General features: G+C 69.7%; 18 protein-coding genes and 1 pseudogene. 10 read left to right on the top strand and 9 right to left on the bottom strand.

The features are described from left to right. Nucleotides 1-5: 5 nt before the first annotated feature. Nucleotides 6-890 carry a type II secretion system F family protein gene (locus CGQ25_RS11680; RefSeq protein ID WP_208709891.1) on the top strand — a complete coding sequence of 295 codons (885 nt, stop codon included), beginning with the start codon at nucleotides 6-8 and terminating at the stop codon, nucleotides 888-890. 28 nt (nucleotides 891-918) lie between these two features. Then, the gene (locus CGQ25_RS11685; protein WP_208709893.1) at nucleotides 919-1,317 is read left to right on the top strand and encodes an Hpt domain-containing protein; all 399 of its coding nucleotides are present in this window, start codon (nucleotides 919-921) and stop codon (nucleotides 1,315-1,317) included. A 24-nt stretch (nucleotides 1,318-1,341) separates the two neighbouring features. On the opposite strand, the gene CGQ25_RS11690 is transcribed toward CGQ25_RS11685, so the two are convergent. Further along, on the bottom strand, nucleotides 1,342-2,196 hold the full coding sequence (locus CGQ25_RS11690) for a response regulator transcription factor (RefSeq protein WP_255405287.1): 855 nt from the start codon (nucleotides 2,194-2,196) through the stop codon (nucleotides 1,342-1,344). 107 nt (nucleotides 2,197-2,303) lie between these two features. Between CGQ25_RS11690 and CGQ25_RS11695 the strand changes: the two genes are divergently transcribed. Continuing rightward, complete coding sequence (locus tag CGQ25_RS11695) at nucleotides 2,304-3,956, top strand: cell wall metabolism sensor histidine kinase WalK (RefSeq protein WP_208709895.1); 1,653 nt, start codon at nucleotides 2,304-2,306, stop codon at nucleotides 3,954-3,956. Between the two features lie 130 nt (nucleotides 3,957-4,086). Here CGQ25_RS11695 and rplQ read toward each other — a convergent pair whose 3' ends face one another. The 6 genes from rplQ to infA all read right to left on the bottom strand — a co-directional run bounded on the left by rplQ (nucleotide 4,087) and on the right by infA (nucleotide 7,362). Then, complete coding sequence (rplQ, locus tag CGQ25_RS11700) at nucleotides 4,087-4,674, bottom strand: 50S ribosomal protein L17 (RefSeq protein WP_208709897.1); 588 nt, start codon at nucleotides 4,672-4,674, stop codon at nucleotides 4,087-4,089. Nucleotides 4,675-4,732: 58 nt separating this feature from the next. After that, the gene (locus CGQ25_RS11705) at nucleotides 4,733-5,743 is read right to left on the bottom strand and encodes a DNA-directed RNA polymerase subunit alpha (protein WP_208709899.1); all 1,011 of its coding nucleotides are present in this window, start codon (nucleotides 5,741-5,743) and stop codon (nucleotides 4,733-4,735) included. A 176-nt stretch (nucleotides 5,744-5,919) separates the two neighbouring features. Beyond that, nucleotides 5,920-6,324, bottom strand: coding sequence for a 30S ribosomal protein S11 (gene rpsK, locus CGQ25_RS11710; protein ID WP_043120112.1), 405 nt, complete (start codon nucleotides 6,322-6,324; stop codon nucleotides 5,920-5,922). Nucleotides 6,325-6,364: 40 nt separating this feature from the next. Further along, nucleotides 6,365-6,742 carry a 30S ribosomal protein S13 gene (rpsM, locus tag CGQ25_RS11715; protein ID WP_066499470.1) on the bottom strand — a complete coding sequence of 126 codons (378 nt, stop codon included), beginning with the start codon at nucleotides 6,740-6,742 and terminating at the stop codon, nucleotides 6,365-6,367. A gap of 218 nt (nucleotides 6,743-6,960) precedes the next feature. Beyond that, nucleotides 6,961-7,074, bottom strand: coding sequence for a 50S ribosomal protein L36 (rpmJ, locus tag CGQ25_RS11720; RefSeq protein WP_011775570.1), 114 nt, complete (start codon nucleotides 7,072-7,074; stop codon nucleotides 6,961-6,963). Nucleotides 7,075-7,140: 66 nt separating this feature from the next. Further along, complete coding sequence (gene infA / locus CGQ25_RS11725; protein WP_011775571.1) at nucleotides 7,141-7,362, bottom strand: translation initiation factor IF-1; 222 nt, start codon at nucleotides 7,360-7,362, stop codon at nucleotides 7,141-7,143. Nucleotides 7,363-7,723: 361 nt separating this feature from the next. Between infA and CGQ25_RS11730 the strand changes: the two genes are divergently transcribed. The 4 genes and pseudogenes from CGQ25_RS11730 to CGQ25_RS11740 all read left to right on the top strand — a co-directional run bounded on the left by CGQ25_RS11730 (nucleotide 7,724) and on the right by CGQ25_RS11740 (nucleotide 9,794). Next, nucleotides 7,724-8,218 carry a hypothetical protein gene (locus CGQ25_RS11730; RefSeq protein ID WP_208709901.1) on the top strand — a complete coding sequence of 165 codons (495 nt, stop codon included), beginning with the start codon at nucleotides 7,724-7,726 and terminating at the stop codon, nucleotides 8,216-8,218. Nucleotides 8,219-8,278: 60 nt separating this feature from the next. Further along, nucleotides 8,279-8,641: a hypothetical protein gene (locus tag CGQ25_RS11735; RefSeq protein ID WP_208709903.1), complete on the top strand. Its 363-nt coding sequence runs from the start codon at nucleotides 8,279-8,281 to the stop codon at nucleotides 8,639-8,641. A 307-nt stretch (nucleotides 8,642-8,948) separates the two neighbouring features. Further along, nucleotides 8,949-9,086 (top strand): annotated as a pseudogene (locus CGQ25_RS18715) (type IV toxin-antitoxin system AbiEi family antitoxin domain-containing protein); the annotation flags it as partial. Nucleotides 9,087-9,089: 3 nt separating this feature from the next. Beyond that, the gene (locus tag CGQ25_RS11740) at nucleotides 9,090-9,794 is read left to right on the top strand and encodes an endonuclease domain-containing protein (protein WP_255405288.1); all 705 of its coding nucleotides are present in this window, start codon (nucleotides 9,090-9,092) and stop codon (nucleotides 9,792-9,794) included. A 363-nt stretch (nucleotides 9,795-10,157) separates the two neighbouring features. Here the strand turns inward: CGQ25_RS11740 and CGQ25_RS11745 are convergent, their stop codons facing one another. After that, nucleotides 10,158-11,204: a P1 family peptidase gene (locus tag CGQ25_RS11745; RefSeq protein ID WP_208709908.1), complete on the bottom strand. Its 1,047-nt coding sequence runs from the start codon at nucleotides 11,202-11,204 to the stop codon at nucleotides 10,158-10,160. Nucleotides 11,205-11,451: 247 nt separating this feature from the next. Between CGQ25_RS11745 and CGQ25_RS11750 the strand changes: the two genes are divergently transcribed. From CGQ25_RS11750 to CGQ25_RS11760, 3 genes are all read left to right on the top strand, one after another. Next, nucleotides 11,452-12,402: a carbohydrate ABC transporter permease gene (locus tag CGQ25_RS11750; protein ID WP_208709910.1), complete on the top strand. Its 951-nt coding sequence runs from the start codon at nucleotides 11,452-11,454 to the stop codon at nucleotides 12,400-12,402. Next, on the top strand, nucleotides 12,399-13,298 hold the full coding sequence (locus CGQ25_RS11755) for a carbohydrate ABC transporter permease (protein WP_208709912.1): 900 nt from the start codon (nucleotides 12,399-12,401) through the stop codon (nucleotides 13,296-13,298). Before CGQ25_RS11750 ends, CGQ25_RS11755 begins: the two co-directional genes overlap by 4 nt. 75 nt (nucleotides 13,299-13,373) lie before the next feature. Next, nucleotides 13,374-14,717 (top strand): ABC transporter substrate-binding protein, encoded by a 1,344-nt coding sequence (locus CGQ25_RS11760; protein WP_208709914.1) that lies wholly within the window; start codon nucleotides 13,374-13,376, stop codon nucleotides 14,715-14,717. A 78-nt stretch (nucleotides 14,718-14,795) separates the two neighbouring features. Here CGQ25_RS11760 and CGQ25_RS11765 read toward each other — a convergent pair whose 3' ends face one another. Beyond that, entirely contained in the window at nucleotides 14,796-15,026 is a 231-nt protein-coding gene (locus CGQ25_RS11765; protein WP_208709916.1) for a hypothetical protein, read from the bottom strand. Nucleotides 15,027-15,063 lie beyond the last annotated feature (37 nt).

The raw sequence follows: 15,063 nt of genomic DNA on the forward strand, positions 1-15,063 counted from the left end.
CTCCCATGATCATCGTGACCGCTGCCCTCCTCGTGGCAGTCCCCGCCGCCGCCGTCAGCTGGTGGGCGCTCTCGGCAGACCGGGGCGGCGCCCGCGCAGTGCGCGCGAACCTGACCCGCGGGATCGCCGCCTCCCCCGCGGGCCAGACAGGTGCCGCGGGCGGCGCCCAGCTGCTCGAGGGGATCACCCGCCGCCTCACGCCGGCCTCCTACATCCGCCGGCTCGACCGGATGCTGGCCCTCGCGGGCCGTCCTGCATCCCTTCCGCTCGGCCGTGTGCTCGCGGCGAAGCCGGCACTCGCCCTGGCCGGCGCTGCCGCCGGCGGCCTCATGATGAGCGTCGGCCCCGCGCCGATCCTGCGCCTCCTCGCGCTCTTCCTCCTCGTGCTCGGCTACTTCGTCCCGGACCTCCTGCTCTACAGCCGCGGGACCGAGCGCCAGAAGGTCATCCAGCGCGAGCTGCCCAACATCATGGACCAGCTCCTCATCTCGGTCGAGGCGGGCCTCGGCTTCGAGGCCGCGCTCGCCCGGGCCGGAGGCACGGGCAAGGGGCCCGTGGCCGAGGAATTCGTGCGGACCCTGCAGGACATGCAGGTCGGCCGGAACCGGCGAGACGCATACCTGGGCCTGGCCGAGCGGACCACGGTCCCGGAAGTGCGCAGCTTCGTCCAGGCCGTCATCCAGGCCGACGAGTACGGCATCGCGATCGGACGCGTGCTGCGCGTCCAGGCCAAGTCGCTGCGGCTGCGGCGCCGTCAGCGTGCCGAGCAGCAGGCGATGAAGCTGCCCGTGAAGGTCCTCTTCCCCCTGCTGTTCTTCATCTTCCCGGTGCTGTTCATCGCCATTCTCGGGCCTGCCGTTATCAATACAATTGCCATATTCTCAAGGTAGGTCTCGGATGCACTTCAAGGAGTCACTCATGACCGTGTCCGAGGGCGACCATAAGCACCCCCCACCCGGCAGCCCCCTCCTGGATCCCCGGGTTCTCAGGGAGCTCGCGGAGGACGTGGGGGCGCCCGCCGCGGCTTCCTTCGCCCGCGAGTTCGCCGGGATGTGGCCGCGCCGCCGCACAGCCCTCGCGCGTGCCCTCGCGCACGACGACGCCGACGGGGCCATGGAAGCCGTCCTGAGCATGCGGGTCTCCTCCGCCATGGTGGGAGCCCGCCGGCTCGAGGAGCTCGCTGCACAGCTCGAGACAAGCCTGCGCACCCGGGGGCTGGCCGGGGCTGCGCCGTACGTCGAGGACGTCGAGCACTGCGGCGAAGAGACGGCGCACGTCCTGTCGGCGCAGAGCGAGTCGGGCCACCATCCCTGGTGACGCCTCAATTCGCCCTGTGACGCCTCACTGCTGCTGGCGGGACCGCGCCAGGCGGTAGCCGACGCCCCGGACGGTCACGAGCCAGCGCGGGGCGCGCGGATCGTCGCCGAGCTTCCGCCGCAGGTTCCCGATGTGGACCTCGACGGCGCGCTCGTCCGCCTCGCTGACGTAGGCGTCCATCCTGAACCTGTCCCCGCGGGCGATCCGGACCAGGTCAGCGCGCGTCAGCACCCTGCCGCCCGCCTTGAGCAGCGCCCGCAGGAGCTCGAACTCGCTGCGCGTGAGGTCCAGAGGCTCCCCCTCGAGGGAGGCGGTACGCGTGGTCGGATCGAGGTCCAGCCCGTTGTGCGCTAGGAGCTGCGGGGGGCGGGTGGCCGCTTCGGGCGACGCCGGCGGGGCACTCCCGGCTGTCTGCGCGGCTGGCCGGGCAGCTGGCTGGGGGATGGCCGGCGTGGCAGCATCGGCCGGAGCGGCGGGCTGCGGCTGACCCACCCTCGGCCGGCGCAGCATCGCGGCGAGCCTCGCACGGAGCTCCCGCGGCCTGAAGGGCTTGGTCATGTAGTCGTCCGCGCCGGACTGGAGGGCCAGGAGCGTGTCCATCTCCTCGGCGCGGGCCGTGAGCATGACGACGTAGGCGTCGGTCGTCGACCGGATGCGCCGGAGCACCTCGAACCCGTCGATGTCGGGCAGGTTGACGTCGAGCGTCACCACCACGGGAGCCCGGTCGCGGGCAAGCGCAGCCCCTTCACGTCCCGACGAGGCGGCCACGACGTCGAACCCCGCCTGCGCGAGGACCTCCTGCAGCAGCTGCCGCACGTCGTCGTCGTCCTCGACGACGAGGGCCGTCCCCAGTTCGTCCACGATGGCCCCTCTCGACATGCCTTGACAATATGCCTATTTTTGTCTTTTGAGATGACTCATTCCATATTTCCCATGACGCAGTTCTCAAAACACCGTGACAATCTGCGACAAGGGTAGGAGACTCCGTGACTGTCAGTGACCAGCTGCTGGTGCGGCGTGCCGCGCGCCTCCTGCAGGAGCTGGGCCCGCGTTCGCGGGTCGTGCTGTCCCAGCTGCCCCTGGTCCTCGCCCTCGCGGTGGTCTTCACAGCCGGGCCGGCCTCGTCCGAGATGCGCCTGCGGCCGGGCTTCCTCCTCGGACTCCTCCTCCAGCTCGTCCTCGCCGTGCTGTGCTTCGCCGTGCCGTGGTGGCGCCTCGGGGAGAACGCGCCGCTGGCAATTCCCATCGTGGACTTCGTCTCCCTCTGGTTCCTGCGCAACGGCGGCGGAGCAGAAGTCACCGGGCTCGGATCCCTGGCGGCGTTCCCCGTCATCTGGATCGCCGCCTCGACGCTCGCGTCCGGCTGGGTCCTCGTCCTGTGCGCGGTCGGCCCGCTGGCCATCGTCCTGCCCACGCTCCTCAACGCGCTCCCCTCGCCCTCGCCCAGCGAGTGGACGGTCTTCGCCTCCCTGCCCCTCATCATGCTCGCCACGGCCGTCGCGATCCGGATCGCCGGGGCGGGCCTGCGGGTGCAGGAGCGCCAGCTCCGCGCGGCGCAGGGGCACCTGCACCGGCTCCTCGAGCGCGCCGAGGAGTCGGAGCGGCTCCTGACCGGCATCCTCGACACGGCCGAGATCGGCATCGTCGCCGTCTCGCCCGACGGTGCCACCGCCCGGTGCAACCGGCGCTTCCGGCAGATGCTCGACGACGCGGGCCTCGCCTCCGAGGGCGCGCCCACGTCGCTGGACCGGCTCCCGCTGCGCGAGCGCGACGGCCGCACTCCGGTTCCCCCCGACCATCAGCCCATCGCGCGTGCCGCCGCCGGGGAGCACATCGACGGCGAGGTCATGTGGCTCGGGGCCGCAGGACGCGCCCGCGCGCTCTCCGTCCGAGCGCGTCCGCTCGAGGGCGACGGCGGCGGCGCCGTCCTCGCGTTCGGCGACGTGACCCAGCTGCTCGAGGATGTCGAGGCGAAGACCGATCTCGTGCGGACCGTCGCCCACGAGTTCCGGACCCCGCTGACGGCGGTGCTGGGGCACCTCGACCTCGCCCTCGAGGCGCCGGACCTTCCCGCCGGCCTCGGCCGCCGGATCGGCCTGGCCCAGGCGGGCGCCGAGCGGCTCCTGCGGATCGCCTCCGACCTGCTCACGTCCTCCGCCGAGCTCCTCCCCCTCTCGCCCTCCCGGGTCGACGTCGGCCAGGTGGTCAGGGAGCGCGCCGAGTCGGCACTGCCGGCGGCGGCCAGGGCGGACATCGCGATCGACCTCGACGTCGACCAGCCCCTCCCCGCCCGCGCCGATCCCTTCCGGGTGGGCCAGGCCGTGGACAACCTGCTCTCCAACGCCATCAAGTACTCACCCTCGGGCGGCACCGTCACGCTCAGCGCCCGCGCCGAGGACGGGTGGATCACCATCGGCGTGGCAGACACGGGCATGGGCATCCGCCCCGAGGACCGCCCGATGGTCTTCGAGCGCTTCTTCCGCAGCGACGACGCCCGCCGGGCCCACATCCCCGGGGTCGGGCTGGGCCTCGCGATCACCAAGACCATCGCCGAGCGCCACGGCGGCGAGCTCGCGTGCGTGAGCACGCCCGGAGCCGGCAGCACATTCACGTTCAGGATCCCGGCCGCCGCGGGGTAGGGCGGCTCCGCCAGAGAGCCACTGCCCTCCCGAACGGCCCCGTGGCACGGCGAAGGCCCCCATCCCTTGCGGGAACGGGGGCCTTCGCGTGACGGGGTGAGGCGCGCCCAAGGGGCGTGCTCAGCGCGCCTTACTTGGCGTCGTCGGCCTTCTTCTCCTCGGCGGGGGCCTCAGCGGCCTCAGCCTCGGGAGCCTCAGCGGCCTCGGCCTCAGCCGGGGTCTCCTCGGCCTGGGTCTCCTCGACGACCTCGGCCTCGGCCGGGGTCTCGGCCGGAGCCTCGGCGGCCGGCGCAGCCTTCGAGGTCGCCTTCTCGGCTTCCTTCACCACAGCCTGCTTCGCCGAGACCGGCTCGAGCACGAGCTCGATGACAGCCATGGGAGCGTTGTCGCCCTTGCGGTTGCCGATCTTGGTGATGCGGGTGTAGCCACCGTTGCGCTCCGCGAGCTGCGGGGCGATCTCGGTGAAGAGCTCGTGGATGATGCCCTTGTTGGTGTTCGTGCGGGCCGAGATGGCCGCCTGGACACGACGGCGCGAGGCGAGGTCGCCGCGCTTCGCGAACGTGATGAGGCGCTCGGCGACCGGGCGGAGGCGCTTGGCCTTCGTCACGGTCGTGGTGATCCGCTTGTGCTCGAAGAGCGCAGCGGCCATGTTGTTGAGCATGAGGCGCTCGTGCGCCGGGCCACCGCCCAGACGCGGACCCTTGGTGGGTGCAGGCATTGTTCTATCTCCTCGTGGGAACCGCTGCCGGCGCTAGCCGGCCGCAGGCAGGATGTTCTTAGAGCTCGTCGTCGCCGTACGGCGCCTCGTCCTCGTCGATCGCTGCAGCGCGAGCGGCGAGGTCGAACCCGGGAGGCGAGTCCTTGAGGGACAGGCCCAGCTCGAGGAGCTTGGCCTTGACCTCGTCGATGGACTTGGCGCCGAAGTTCCGGATGTCCATCAGGTCCGCCTCGGAGCGGGCCACGAGCTCACCCACGGTGTGGATGCCCTCGCGCTTGAGGCAGTTGTACGAGCGCACGGTCAGGTCCAGGTCCTCGATCGGCAGCGCCATGTCCGCGGCGAGAGCGGCGTCCGTCGGGGACGGGCCGATCTCGATGCCCTCGGCGGCGGTGTTCAGCTCGCGGGCGAGGCCGAACAGCTCCACCAGGGTGGTGCCGGCGGAGGCAACGGCGTCGCGCGGCTTGATGGCCGGCTTCGTCTCGACGTCGACAATGAGCTTGTCGAAGTCGGTGCGCTGCTCAACACGGGTCGCCTCGACGCGGAAGGTCACCTTCAGCACGGGCGAGTAGATCGAGTCGACCGGGATGCGGCCGATCTCCGCGTCCGCGGACTTGTTCTGCGCCGCGGACACGTAGCCGCGGCCGCGCTCGATGGTCAGCTCGAGCTCGAACTTGCCCTTGGAGTTCAGGGTGGCGATGTGCAGATCCGGGTTGTGGATCTCCACGCCCGCCGGCGGAGCGATGTCCGCCGCCGTCACGACGCCCGGGCCCTGCTTGCGCAGGTAGGCGACGACAGGCTCGTCCTGGTCGGAGGAGATGGACAGGCTCTTGAGGTTCAGGATGATCTCGGTGACATCCTCCTTGACCCCCTGAACCGTGGTGAATTCGTGCAGCACGCCGTCAATCCGGATGCTGGTGACCGCCGCCCCCGGAATCGAGGACAGCAGGGTGCGGCGCAGCGAGTTGCCGAGGGTGTAGCCGAAGCCCGGCTCCAGCGGCTCGATGACGAAGCGGGAGCGGTTCTCGGATACTACTTCTTCAGACAGGGTGGGGCGCTGTGCAATGAGCACGTGGTTTTCCTTTCAGGAAGCATCCGCTATATGACGCAACACAGATGGATAAGGGTCTGAACTAAGTAATGAAGCCGGGCGTGCCCACGTGAGGCGGGTCGCCGCCGTCGTGCGCCTTGACGACGCACGACGGCGACTGCTCGCCTCGAGCGGGCACGCCGGCCCCGGCAACCTTGTTAGACGCGGCGGCGCTTCGGCGGGCGGCAGCCGTTGTGGGCGGACGGGGTGACGTCCTGAATGGACCCGACCTCGAGGCCAGCGGCCTGCAGGGCGCGGATCGCGGTCTCGCGGCCGGAGCCCGGACCCTTCACGAACACGTCGACCTTGCGGAGGCCGTGCTCCTGGGCACGCTTCGCGGCGGACTCGGCGGCCTGCTGCGCGGCGTACGGGGTGGACTTGCGGGAGCCCTTGAAGCCGACCTCACCGGCGGAAGCCCACGAGATCACAGCACCGGACGGGTCCGTGATGGACACGATGGTGTTGTTGAAGGTGCTCTTGATGTGCGCCTGACCGAGCGCGATGTTCTTCTTGTCCTTGCGGCGCGGCTTGCGGACCGACGTCGCACGAGTCTTTGGGGGCATGTGCTATCTCCTACCTAAGTCCTGGGTGACCTGGCCGCTATCAGCGGCCGGCCTTCTTCTTGCCGGCGACGGTGCGCTTCGGACCCTTGCGGGTACGAGCGTTGGTCTTGGTGCGCTGACCGCGGACCGGGAGGCCCCTGCGGTGGCGAAGACCCTCGTAGCTGCCGATCTCGACCTTGCGGCGGATGTCGGCGGCCACCTCGCGGCGGAGGTCACCCTCAACCTTGTAGTTGCCCTCGATGTAGTCGCGGAGCTGGACCAGCTCGGCGTCCGTCAGGTCCTTCACACGAACGTCGGCGCTGATGCCAGTGGCAGCGAGCGTCTCCTTCGCACGGGTGCGGCCCACGCCGTAGATGTAGGTAAGCGCGATTTCCAGCCGCTTTTCGCGGGGAATGTCAACGCCAGCGAGACGAGCCATAGTGGCGGTTCTCCTTGTGTATTCCGGAGGTGGTAGGCAGTACACCCGCTCTTGCTGTAGCGGCCCCAGCCTCCGGGCCGGGGGTTAGCTGTCCGGGCCCTGTATGTCGTCCCAGCGCAGCTTGTGCTGCCTTCTTCAGTTGTTGCGTGGGCGTCGCCCGGCCTGATCCTCGTTGCGGGGTCCCGTCCCGTTCGTTACGGGGTCCCGTCCCGGGAGAATCAGCCCTGGCGCTGCTTGTGGCGCGGGTTCTCGCAGATCACCATGACCCGGCCGTTACGGCGGATCACCTTGCACTTGTCGCAGATCTGCTTGACGCTCGGCTTGACCTTCATGGCGTTCCTTTGCGTGTTGATAGCAGGTGGTCAGCATGAACGCCCGGGTGCCCCCGGGCGCGCTGCTTACTTGTAGCGGTAGACGATCCGGCCGCGGGTCAGGTCGTACGGGCTGAGTTCCACCACCACGCGATCCTCAGGGAGGATGCGGATGTAGTGCTGGCGCATCTTCCCAGAGATATGAGCGAGTACGACGTGCTTGTTCGTCAGCTCAACGCGGAACATCGCGTTGGGCAGCGCTTCAGTCACGACGCCCTCGATCTCGATGACACCGTCCTTCTTGGCCATAGCCTCCGCTAACTGTCAGTGCCGCTGGGCGCGCTGGGCCCCCGGCGGACGTGTATGGTTGACGACTGGACCGGCCCCAGCCCTCAAAAGGGCATAGCTGGGCCGACAGCCAACACACAACTGTACGCCAGTGCGGGCCGGAAGTTAAATCCGCCCATGGTACACGGTGCGCTCGGCGGGCCAGCCGCCGCGGTCGCTGGAGGACTACTGTGTGCCTACGCGCGTCATACAGAGGGAACTCGATGGGCACTGGATCTCTGCCACCGAGGACCCTCGCCCAGTACCGGGACGAGATCAAGGCCGCCGTGAAGGCCAACCCCGGCATGCGCGTCGGGGAGGCCGTCAACGCCGGCCCCTGGGTGTGCACCTGCGGCAGAAGTGGCCTGGAACGACCTTCAAGGACTTCGGGTCCGCGACCCTCGGCAACTTCGTGGAGCAGCACTGCGGGCTGACAGTCGATCGTCCCGCGCCAGCCAAGGCTGCCGAAGTCACCCCCCCAGTCGCGGCATCTCAGGCGCAACCACCGGTCGCTGAAGCACCCCAGCCGAAGGCGACGGCGCCCGCGAAGGCGACCACGCCGCCGTCGTCCGCCGAGCGCGCCGCGTATCTCCGAGCCGTCCGCCGGCTCTTCCTCAGCGGCCCGATGTCCGCCGCCGTGGATGCGGCGACGCGGATGCCCCTTGCCACCGCCGGCTCCCTCGTGCGCAAGCACGTCCCCGGCAAGACCTACAGCGACGCCGGGTACGGCAAGTTCGGTGACATGCTGCGGGACGCGCTCGTGGGGACGCCGTACTCGCTCGGGCGGGACGAGAAGCACGCGTACGTGGAGCGCGCCTCCCGCCTGCTCGAGACCTAGTAGGGGCGCCGGCTCCTCCGTAGTATGGGCCGGGCCACACCGGAGACGAAGCGGGGAATCATGGGATCGATCGAGTACGGGCTGGGCTTCACCCTCGACGCCATCGACGACGTCGAGCTCAGGCAGGTGCAGGGGGCGGTCCTCGAACGCCTCCTGGATGGGAAGCCGATGTGGCTTGCCGCCGGCCAGGAAGGCAAGGGCTTGACGCTGTTCCTCAATCCCAGCTCGCAGCTCGTGTTCAAGTACAGCTCGGCGCCGATCCCCGACGTGGACCAGCGCCGGGTCGACGTCTACCGGGCCTTGATCGCCAAGTTCGGCGGAATCTTCATCAACCACGGTGTGGTGCCCGATGAGGACGCCATGGTGGACGCGGTCAGTGAGGACCTCGGCACCGGTGGCCGGGCTGGAGACGAGGGCCGTTAGCTCCAGCGATCGGGCTGCCTAGGCCCCACCGCGCGCGACGCCGCGCGGGCGGTCGTCCCCAGCTTTCGCGCAGTTCCTCCCCAGCTTTCAGCAGCAACCCTCACGGTCACTGGGGATGCCGTCCGCTCTGAGCGACCCGGCCGCCAAGAACTGGGGAGGAACGTACGGGAACCGACGTCGCCAGACGGGGACGGCTGCTCGCGTGGACGACACCGATTACTCCTCCACAGAGGGCCATCTGGGGCCGACCGTCCACATAGGAGAAGCCGAAGCTTCAGTCCCAGGTCAGGGCTGGCCACGATGAGGCATGGCGGATCTGACCCAAGAGCTGAGCGCGAGGAACGGTGTTGCCCGGACGGGGGAGCTCTTCGCGGCTGGGATCGGTCGGCGTCAGCTGCAGGCGGCCATCGCGAAGGGGACGGTCGAGCGGCCGGCGAGGGGCGTCGTCATGCTTCCCGGAGCCGATCCGCTGCTCGTGCGATGCCTGACGACCAATTCCCTCCTGACCTGTGTCTCCGCAGCCGAGGGCCACGGCCTCTGGGTTCTGCAGAGGCCTGAGCGCGTGCATCTGCTCCGGACGGACGGGCGTCTCGTGTCGGAGCGGGCCGTGGTGCACCGGCAGTCCTGGGTCACCGGCGATTTTGGGAGCCGGTTCGCCTCCGTGGCCGACGTTGTGCTGCATGCGCTCTCCTGCCTGCCTGAACTCGAGGCGCTGGTCATCGCCGAGTCGGCTGTGCAGAGGGGGCTGTCGAAGGACTTCCTCCGGGCCCACCTCCCGGGGCGTCGCAACGGGCGGGCCCGCGCCGTTCTGGATCTCATCGACACGGGAGCCGATTCCCTCGTTGAGACATTGGCCCGAACCCACCTGCGCAGAGCCGGGCTGCGGGTGCAGCCGCAGGTCTGGGTGAAGGGCGTGGGGTGGGTGGATCACCTCGTCGAGGAATGCGTGGCTGTCGAGACCGATGGGAAAGAGCATCAGAAGCCCGCCAGCCGGTACGAGGACTACGCGCGGGATGCCCGCGCCCAGGCTCTAGGTCTTCCCGTCGTGCGTTTCGGCTACGCCGATGTCGTCCACCGTCCGGGCGAGATGGTCGAGCGGGTGAAGGCTGTGGTGGCCGCTCGGCGTTCTCTGGGCAGACCGCCGGTCCTCTGAGGGGGCGTCCCTCTGAGGGAGGTTGCTCTGAGGCGGGCATTCCTCCCCACCTTCTGGGGCGTTGGTCCCCAGCTTCAGCTTCCGACCCGTGCAATCCGTGGGCTCGGAGCCTGCCGAGCGCGCGGCTGGCCCCAAGAGCTGGGGAGATCAGTACGCCTTCCGCGGGTCGGCCCCACACGGGGTGACCTCGACGCCACACGCGGTGACCTCGGACCCCCACGGGGTGACCTCGGCCCCACACGGGGTGACCTCGGCCCCACACGGGGTGACCTCGGCCCCACACGGGGTGACCTCGGCCCCACACGGGGTGACCTCGACGCCACACGGGGTGACCTCGGCGCCACACGGGGTGACCTCGGCGGATCAGGGGGTCGGGTAGGGGTCCCAGCTGCCGAAGGGGGTCGTGACGGGGGTCGCTGCGAGGACGCCGTCGAGGATGGCGTCCCGGGTCGCCTCCGCTGCGGCGATCTGCACGGCCATCATGAGGGAGACCCGCGCCTGGTCGCTCGAACGGTCGGCGGCAATCTCCCGCGTCGAGACGGCGAAGACGGTGTCCCCGTCCACGAGGGTGTGGCTCGGGTCGAGCGCGCGGGCAAGGCCGGCGTGCGAGGCTGTCGCGAGCCGCTGGCACTCCGCGGGCGTCAGCGCGGCGTTCGTCCCGACCACCACGAGTGTCGTGTTCAGCCCGCCTCCGGCGCCGCCCCCGCCGGGCCCACCCGGCCCACCCGGCCGGACCTCGGCCGCCGCGCCCGCCTCCTCCGCGACGGCTGTGGCCTGGGCGCCGGGGAACACGGGCAGGCCGGCGGCGTTCACGACGGCGAGCGCCCCCACCACGATGCCCTCAGGCAGCGAAACCTCGGGCATCCCGGGCGGCCCTGGCACCGGCCCGCCGGGCACACGCACCGAGGCCATGCCGACGCCTCCCTTGTACTGCATCCTGCCGAGCACCGCCCCGGTGCCGGCACCGACGCAGCCGCGGAGGCCGGCGTCGTCCGCGGCCGCGAACCCGACGGCGGCGGCCGCGGCAGCGAACCCCATCGCCGTGTCGGGGCGGGCTGAGAAGTCTCCGCCGCGGCCGAGGTCGAAGATCACGGCCCCCGGCACGATCGGGACCACGCCGCCCATCACCGGGTGCCCCTGCCCCTGCGACTCGAGCCACAGCTGCACGCCGGTCGCGGCGGCGAGCCCGTACGCGCTCCCACCGCAGAGCGCAACGGCGTCGACTGTCTGGACGAGGGTCGAGGGGTCGAGCGCATCGGTCTCGGTGGTGCCGGGGCCACCGCCCCGTACGTCCACGCCGCCCGCACTGCCGGGGGGAAGCACGACGGCGGTCACCCCCGTGAGCCATCCGTCGCCGACGCGCTGGGCGTGGCCCACGCGGATGCCGGGTACATCGAGGAGGGAACCCATGGGGCCATTCAACGCCTCCTCTCCGACTCCGCTCAACAGCCCCGCGCACCGGGCGGGACCGGCCCCGCGCGAACTCAGGGTGAACTCTTGGATACGTCCGGCGGAATTAACCCACGGATCCGTGCACCGTGGTCAGTCCACCTAGGCCGGGCGTGGTCCACTACTGGGCGGGGGGAATTCCGCACCAGCCCCGAGAACCATGAAGGAAAAGCTTGTCAACGACTCATTCCGGTCGCAGGATACGACAATGAGCGACCTCACCGCGGAGCGCCGCCGCAAGGGCGCAGCACCCACGTCGCCGCCGGCCAGACGCGCCCGCTTCTCCGGACGCACCCGCCGCGACTTCTTCGTCTTCCTCGCGTTCGCGCTGCCGAATCTGGCCCTCATCGCCGTCTTCACCTACCGGCCCCTGTTCGCGAACCTCCAGTACTCGTTCCTCGACTGGACGCTCGGCTCGCCGAGGGCCCGGAACATCGGCTTCGACAACTACGCGACGTTCTTCGGCAGCGACGACGCCGCGCGAGTCCTCGGCACCACCGCTGTCTTCACGGTCCTGACCGTGGGGCTGTCGATGGTGCTGGGCCTCCTCGTTGCCCTCGCGCTCAACGCGAGGGTGCGCGGCACCACCTTCGCCCGCTCGGCCGTGTTTGCGCCCTATGTGCTCTCCGGCGTCGGCGTCGGACTGGTCTGGATGTTCATCTTCGACCCGGGGTACGGCGCCCTCGCGTGGATCCTGCGCAGCTTCGGGGCGCGCAGCCCCGAGTGGTTCAACGACCCGCAGCTCGCGCTGACCATGGTGATCCTCGTGTACGTCTGGAAGAACCTGGGCTACTGCGCGGTGGTGTACCTGGCGGGGCTGCAGTCCCTTCCGAGCGACATCATGGAGGCCGCCGCGATCGACGGCGCCGGGTCCGCGCGCCGCTTCTGGAGCATCAGCCTCCCGCTGCTCTCCCCCACGACGTTCTTCCTGCTCATCACCACGATCCTGTCGAGCCTCCAGGCGTTCGACCTCATCCGGATCATGACCCCCCTCGGCACCGGCACGAGCACACTCATCTACGAGGCCTACCTGCAGGCCTTCGGCTCGTACAACCGCGCAGGCTACTCGGCGGCCATCTCGGTGGTCCTCTTCGTGATCCTGCTCGTGGTCACGGTTGTGCAGCTCCGCTTCGTCGAGAGGAAGGTGCACTACGCATGACCGCCCCCGCACCCGCCCCCGTCGCCGAGCACGCCGGCGAGCCCCTGAGGGAGCGGCCGTTCTCCAGGCAGAACCTGGTCCGCACGATCGCTGGCGGGTACCTCCCGCTCGTCATCGCCACCCTCATCGTGGCGCTGCCCCTGCTGTGGATGGTCCTGAGCTCGTTCAAGACCCCCGGTGAGATCGTCACTACCGAACTGCAGGTCCTTCCCCAGTCCCTCAACCTGGACAACTACCGCGACGCGATGACCACCGTCCCCTTCGGGCGGTTCTTCCTGAACTCGGCCATCGTCACGGCCGCCGGGGCCACGGTCAAGGTGACCCTGGCGATCATGACCGCCTACGCGCTCGTGTTCGTGCGCTTCCCGTTCAAGAACCTGATCTTCATCCTGATCCTCGTCGCGCTCATGGTGCCCCCGCAGGTCTCGATCCTGCCGAACTACATCCTCGTCGCAGGGATCGGCGGGAAGAACACCCTGTGGGGCATCATCCTCCCGGGCCTCGGCACCGCGTTCGGCACGTTCCTCCTGCGCCAGCACTTCATGACGCTCCCGGCATCGATCCTCGAGGCCGCCGAGATCGACGGGGCCGGGCACTGGAAGCGGCTCTGGCAGATCGTGGTTCCGGTCTCGGTGCCCTCGATCGCCACCGTGGCGCTCGTGACGATCGTCTCCGAGTGGAACGACTACATCTGGCCGCTCATCATCACCGACCGCCCCGAGGTCATGACCCTCCCGGTCGGGCTGACCCTCCTGCAGAACTCCGAGAGCGGCGGCGGGGCGTGGGGCATGCTCATGGCCGGCGCGGTCCTCGTGATCATCCCCGTCCTCGTGGTCTTCGCGATGCTGCAGCGCTACATCGTGGCCGGACTCACCCAGGGCAGCGTCACCGGGTGACGTACGACGGCGGGTGCGCACCCGCCGTCGTGCGCCTCCTTCCCCACTCCAGCACCCACCCACGAAAGGCAGACCATGGCATTCCGACTCGATCGCCGTCACTTCCTCGCCCTCGCCGGCGCAGGGACCGGCGCCGCGGCCCTCGCCGCCTGCGGCGGCCCGGACACCTCCGGCGGATCGGCGTCCTCCGCCGCCGCGGACCTCGACTTCAAGGACGTCAAGCCCGCCGCCTCCATCGACTTCTGGACCAGCCACCCCGGCAAGTCGCAGGACGTCGAGAAGCAGCTCGTCGACAAGTTCCAGGCAGCGAACCCCACGATCAAGGTCAACCTCGTGACCGCGGGCGCGAACTACGAGGAGATCGCGCAGAAGTTCCAGACCGCGCAGGCGGCGAACTCGGGCCTGCCCGGCGTCGTCGTGCTCTCCGACGTGTGGTGGTTCCGCTACTACATCAACGGCAACATCATCCCGATGGACTCGCTCATCAAGCAGCTGAACTTCGACCTCGGCGACTACCGCGACTCCCTCGTGAAGGACTACCAGTACGCCAACAAGCAGTGGGCCATGCCGTACGGGCGCTCGACCCCGCTGTTCTACTACAACAAGGACCACTTCAAGGCCGCCGGGCTGCCGGACCGCGCCCCGAAGACCTGGTCCGAGTTCGCCGACTGGGCGCCGAAGCTCAAGGCCGCCTCGGGTGCGCAGTACGCCTACATGTACCCGGCGCTGGCCGGGTACGCGGGCTGGACGCTGCAGAACAACCTGTGGGGCTGGGGGTCCGGCTGGTCCAAGGACTGGGACATCACGTGCGACTCGGACGACGCCGTCGCCGCGATGCAGTGGGTCCAGGACTCGGTGTACAAGGACAAGTGGGCGGGCGTGTCCTCGAAGGAGTCCGCGGACGACTTCTCCGCCGGCATCACCTCGACCACGATCTCCTCCACGGGCTCCCTCGTGGGCATCCTCGCGAGCGCGAAGTTCAACGTGGGCGTCGGTTTCCTGCCGGGCGGCCCGAAGTCGGAGAAGCCCGTGTGCCCGACCGGCGGCGCCGGCCTCGGCATCCCCTCGGGCATCTCGAAGGAGCAGCAGCTCGCGGCGGCGATGTTCATCAAGTTCGTCGGAGAGCCGGAGAACACGGCGGCATTCTCCGCCGCCACCGGCTACATGCCGAACCGCAAGTCCGCTGACATGACCCAGGTCCTCGCCAAGACGCCCCAGATCCAGACCGCGATCGATCAGCTCGCCGTCACCCGGGTCCAGGACAACGCCCGCGTGTTCCTCCCCGGCGCGGACCAGGAGATGGCCAAGTCCGTCGCCAAGATCGTCACCCAGCAGGGCGACGTGAAGTCCACGATGTCCGACCTGAAGAAGACCCTCCAGGGCATCTACGACAAGGACGTGAAGCCGAAGCTCAAGTAGCGTCACCGCGGCAACCCCGCACGACGGCGCCGCCGGCCGTCCACGGCTGGCGGCGCCGTCGCGCGTCGGCGGGCATCCCTACGGCTGCTCCGGGATCCAGAAGGGGGCCTGCGCGCCGTGCCCGGTGAGCTGGTCTCCCCGCGTCAGCTGGTCGCCGATGCGGGTCAGCGGGGCGAACGACGAGTCGTAGGGGACCGCGGGCGGGGTCGCACCTCCCGCCGGCCCGGGGGCCAGGACTGCGAGGAAGAGGGCTGCCACGGCGGCCGCCATGGCGGTCGTCCTCGTGCGGGATGCGGGTGCTGCGATCATCGGACTCACCTTCCGTCAACTGGTGGGATGATGCTTC

This window comes from Sinomonas sp. R1AF57 (assembly GCF_002224485.1).
Classification (GTDB): Bacteria; Actinomycetota; Actinomycetes; order Actinomycetales; family Micrococcaceae; genus Sinomonas; species Sinomonas flava.

What these genes read in the sequence shown, in the direction of transcription:
- CGQ25_RS11680 (WP_208709891.1), top strand. Translation starts at nt 6, where the DNA reads ATGATCATCGTGACCGCTGCCCTCCTCGTGGCAGTCCCCGCCGCCGCC.
- CGQ25_RS11685 (WP_208709893.1), top strand. Translation starts at nt 919, where the DNA reads ATGACCGTGTCCGAGGGCGACCATAAGCACCCCCCACCCGGCAGCCCC.
- CGQ25_RS11690 (WP_255405287.1), bottom strand. Translation starts at nt 2,196, where the DNA reads ATGTCGAGAGGGGCCATCGTGGACGAACTGGGGACGGCCCTCGTCGTC.
- rplQ (WP_208709897.1), bottom strand. Translation starts at nt 4,674, where the DNA reads ATGCCTGCACCCACCAAGGGTCCGCGTCTGGGCGGTGGCCCGGCGCAC.
- rpsK (WP_043120112.1), bottom strand. Translation starts at nt 6,324, where the DNA reads ATGCCCCCAAAGACTCGTGCGACGTCGGTCCGCAAGCCGCGCCGCAAG.
- rpsM (WP_066499470.1), bottom strand. Translation starts at nt 6,742, where the DNA reads ATGGCTCGTCTCGCTGGCGTTGACATTCCCCGCGAAAAGCGGCTGGAA.
- rpmJ (WP_011775570.1), bottom strand. Translation starts at nt 7,074, where the DNA reads ATGAAGGTCAAGCCGAGCGTCAAGCAGATCTGCGACAAGTGCAAGGTG.
- infA (WP_011775571.1), bottom strand. Translation starts at nt 7,362, where the DNA reads ATGGCCAAGAAGGACGGTGTCATCGAGATCGAGGGCGTCGTGACTGAA.
- CGQ25_RS11735 (WP_208709903.1), top strand. Translation starts at nt 8,279, where the DNA reads ATGGGATCGATCGAGTACGGGCTGGGCTTCACCCTCGACGCCATCGAC.
- CGQ25_RS11740 (WP_255405288.1), top strand. Translation starts at nt 9,090, where the DNA reads ATGCTTCCCGGAGCCGATCCGCTGCTCGTGCGATGCCTGACGACCAAT.
- CGQ25_RS11745 (WP_208709908.1), bottom strand. Translation starts at nt 11,204, where the DNA reads ATGGGTTCCCTCCTCGATGTACCCGGCATCCGCGTGGGCCACGCCCAG.
- CGQ25_RS11750 (WP_208709910.1), top strand. Translation starts at nt 11,452, where the DNA reads ATGAGCGACCTCACCGCGGAGCGCCGCCGCAAGGGCGCAGCACCCACG.
- CGQ25_RS11755 (WP_208709912.1), top strand. Translation starts at nt 12,399, where the DNA reads ATGACCGCCCCCGCACCCGCCCCCGTCGCCGAGCACGCCGGCGAGCCC.
- CGQ25_RS11760 (WP_208709914.1), top strand. Translation starts at nt 13,374, where the DNA reads ATGGCATTCCGACTCGATCGCCGTCACTTCCTCGCCCTCGCCGGCGCA.
- CGQ25_RS11765 (WP_208709916.1), bottom strand. Translation starts at nt 15,026, where the DNA reads ATGATCGCAGCACCCGCATCCCGCACGAGGACGACCGCCATGGCGGCC.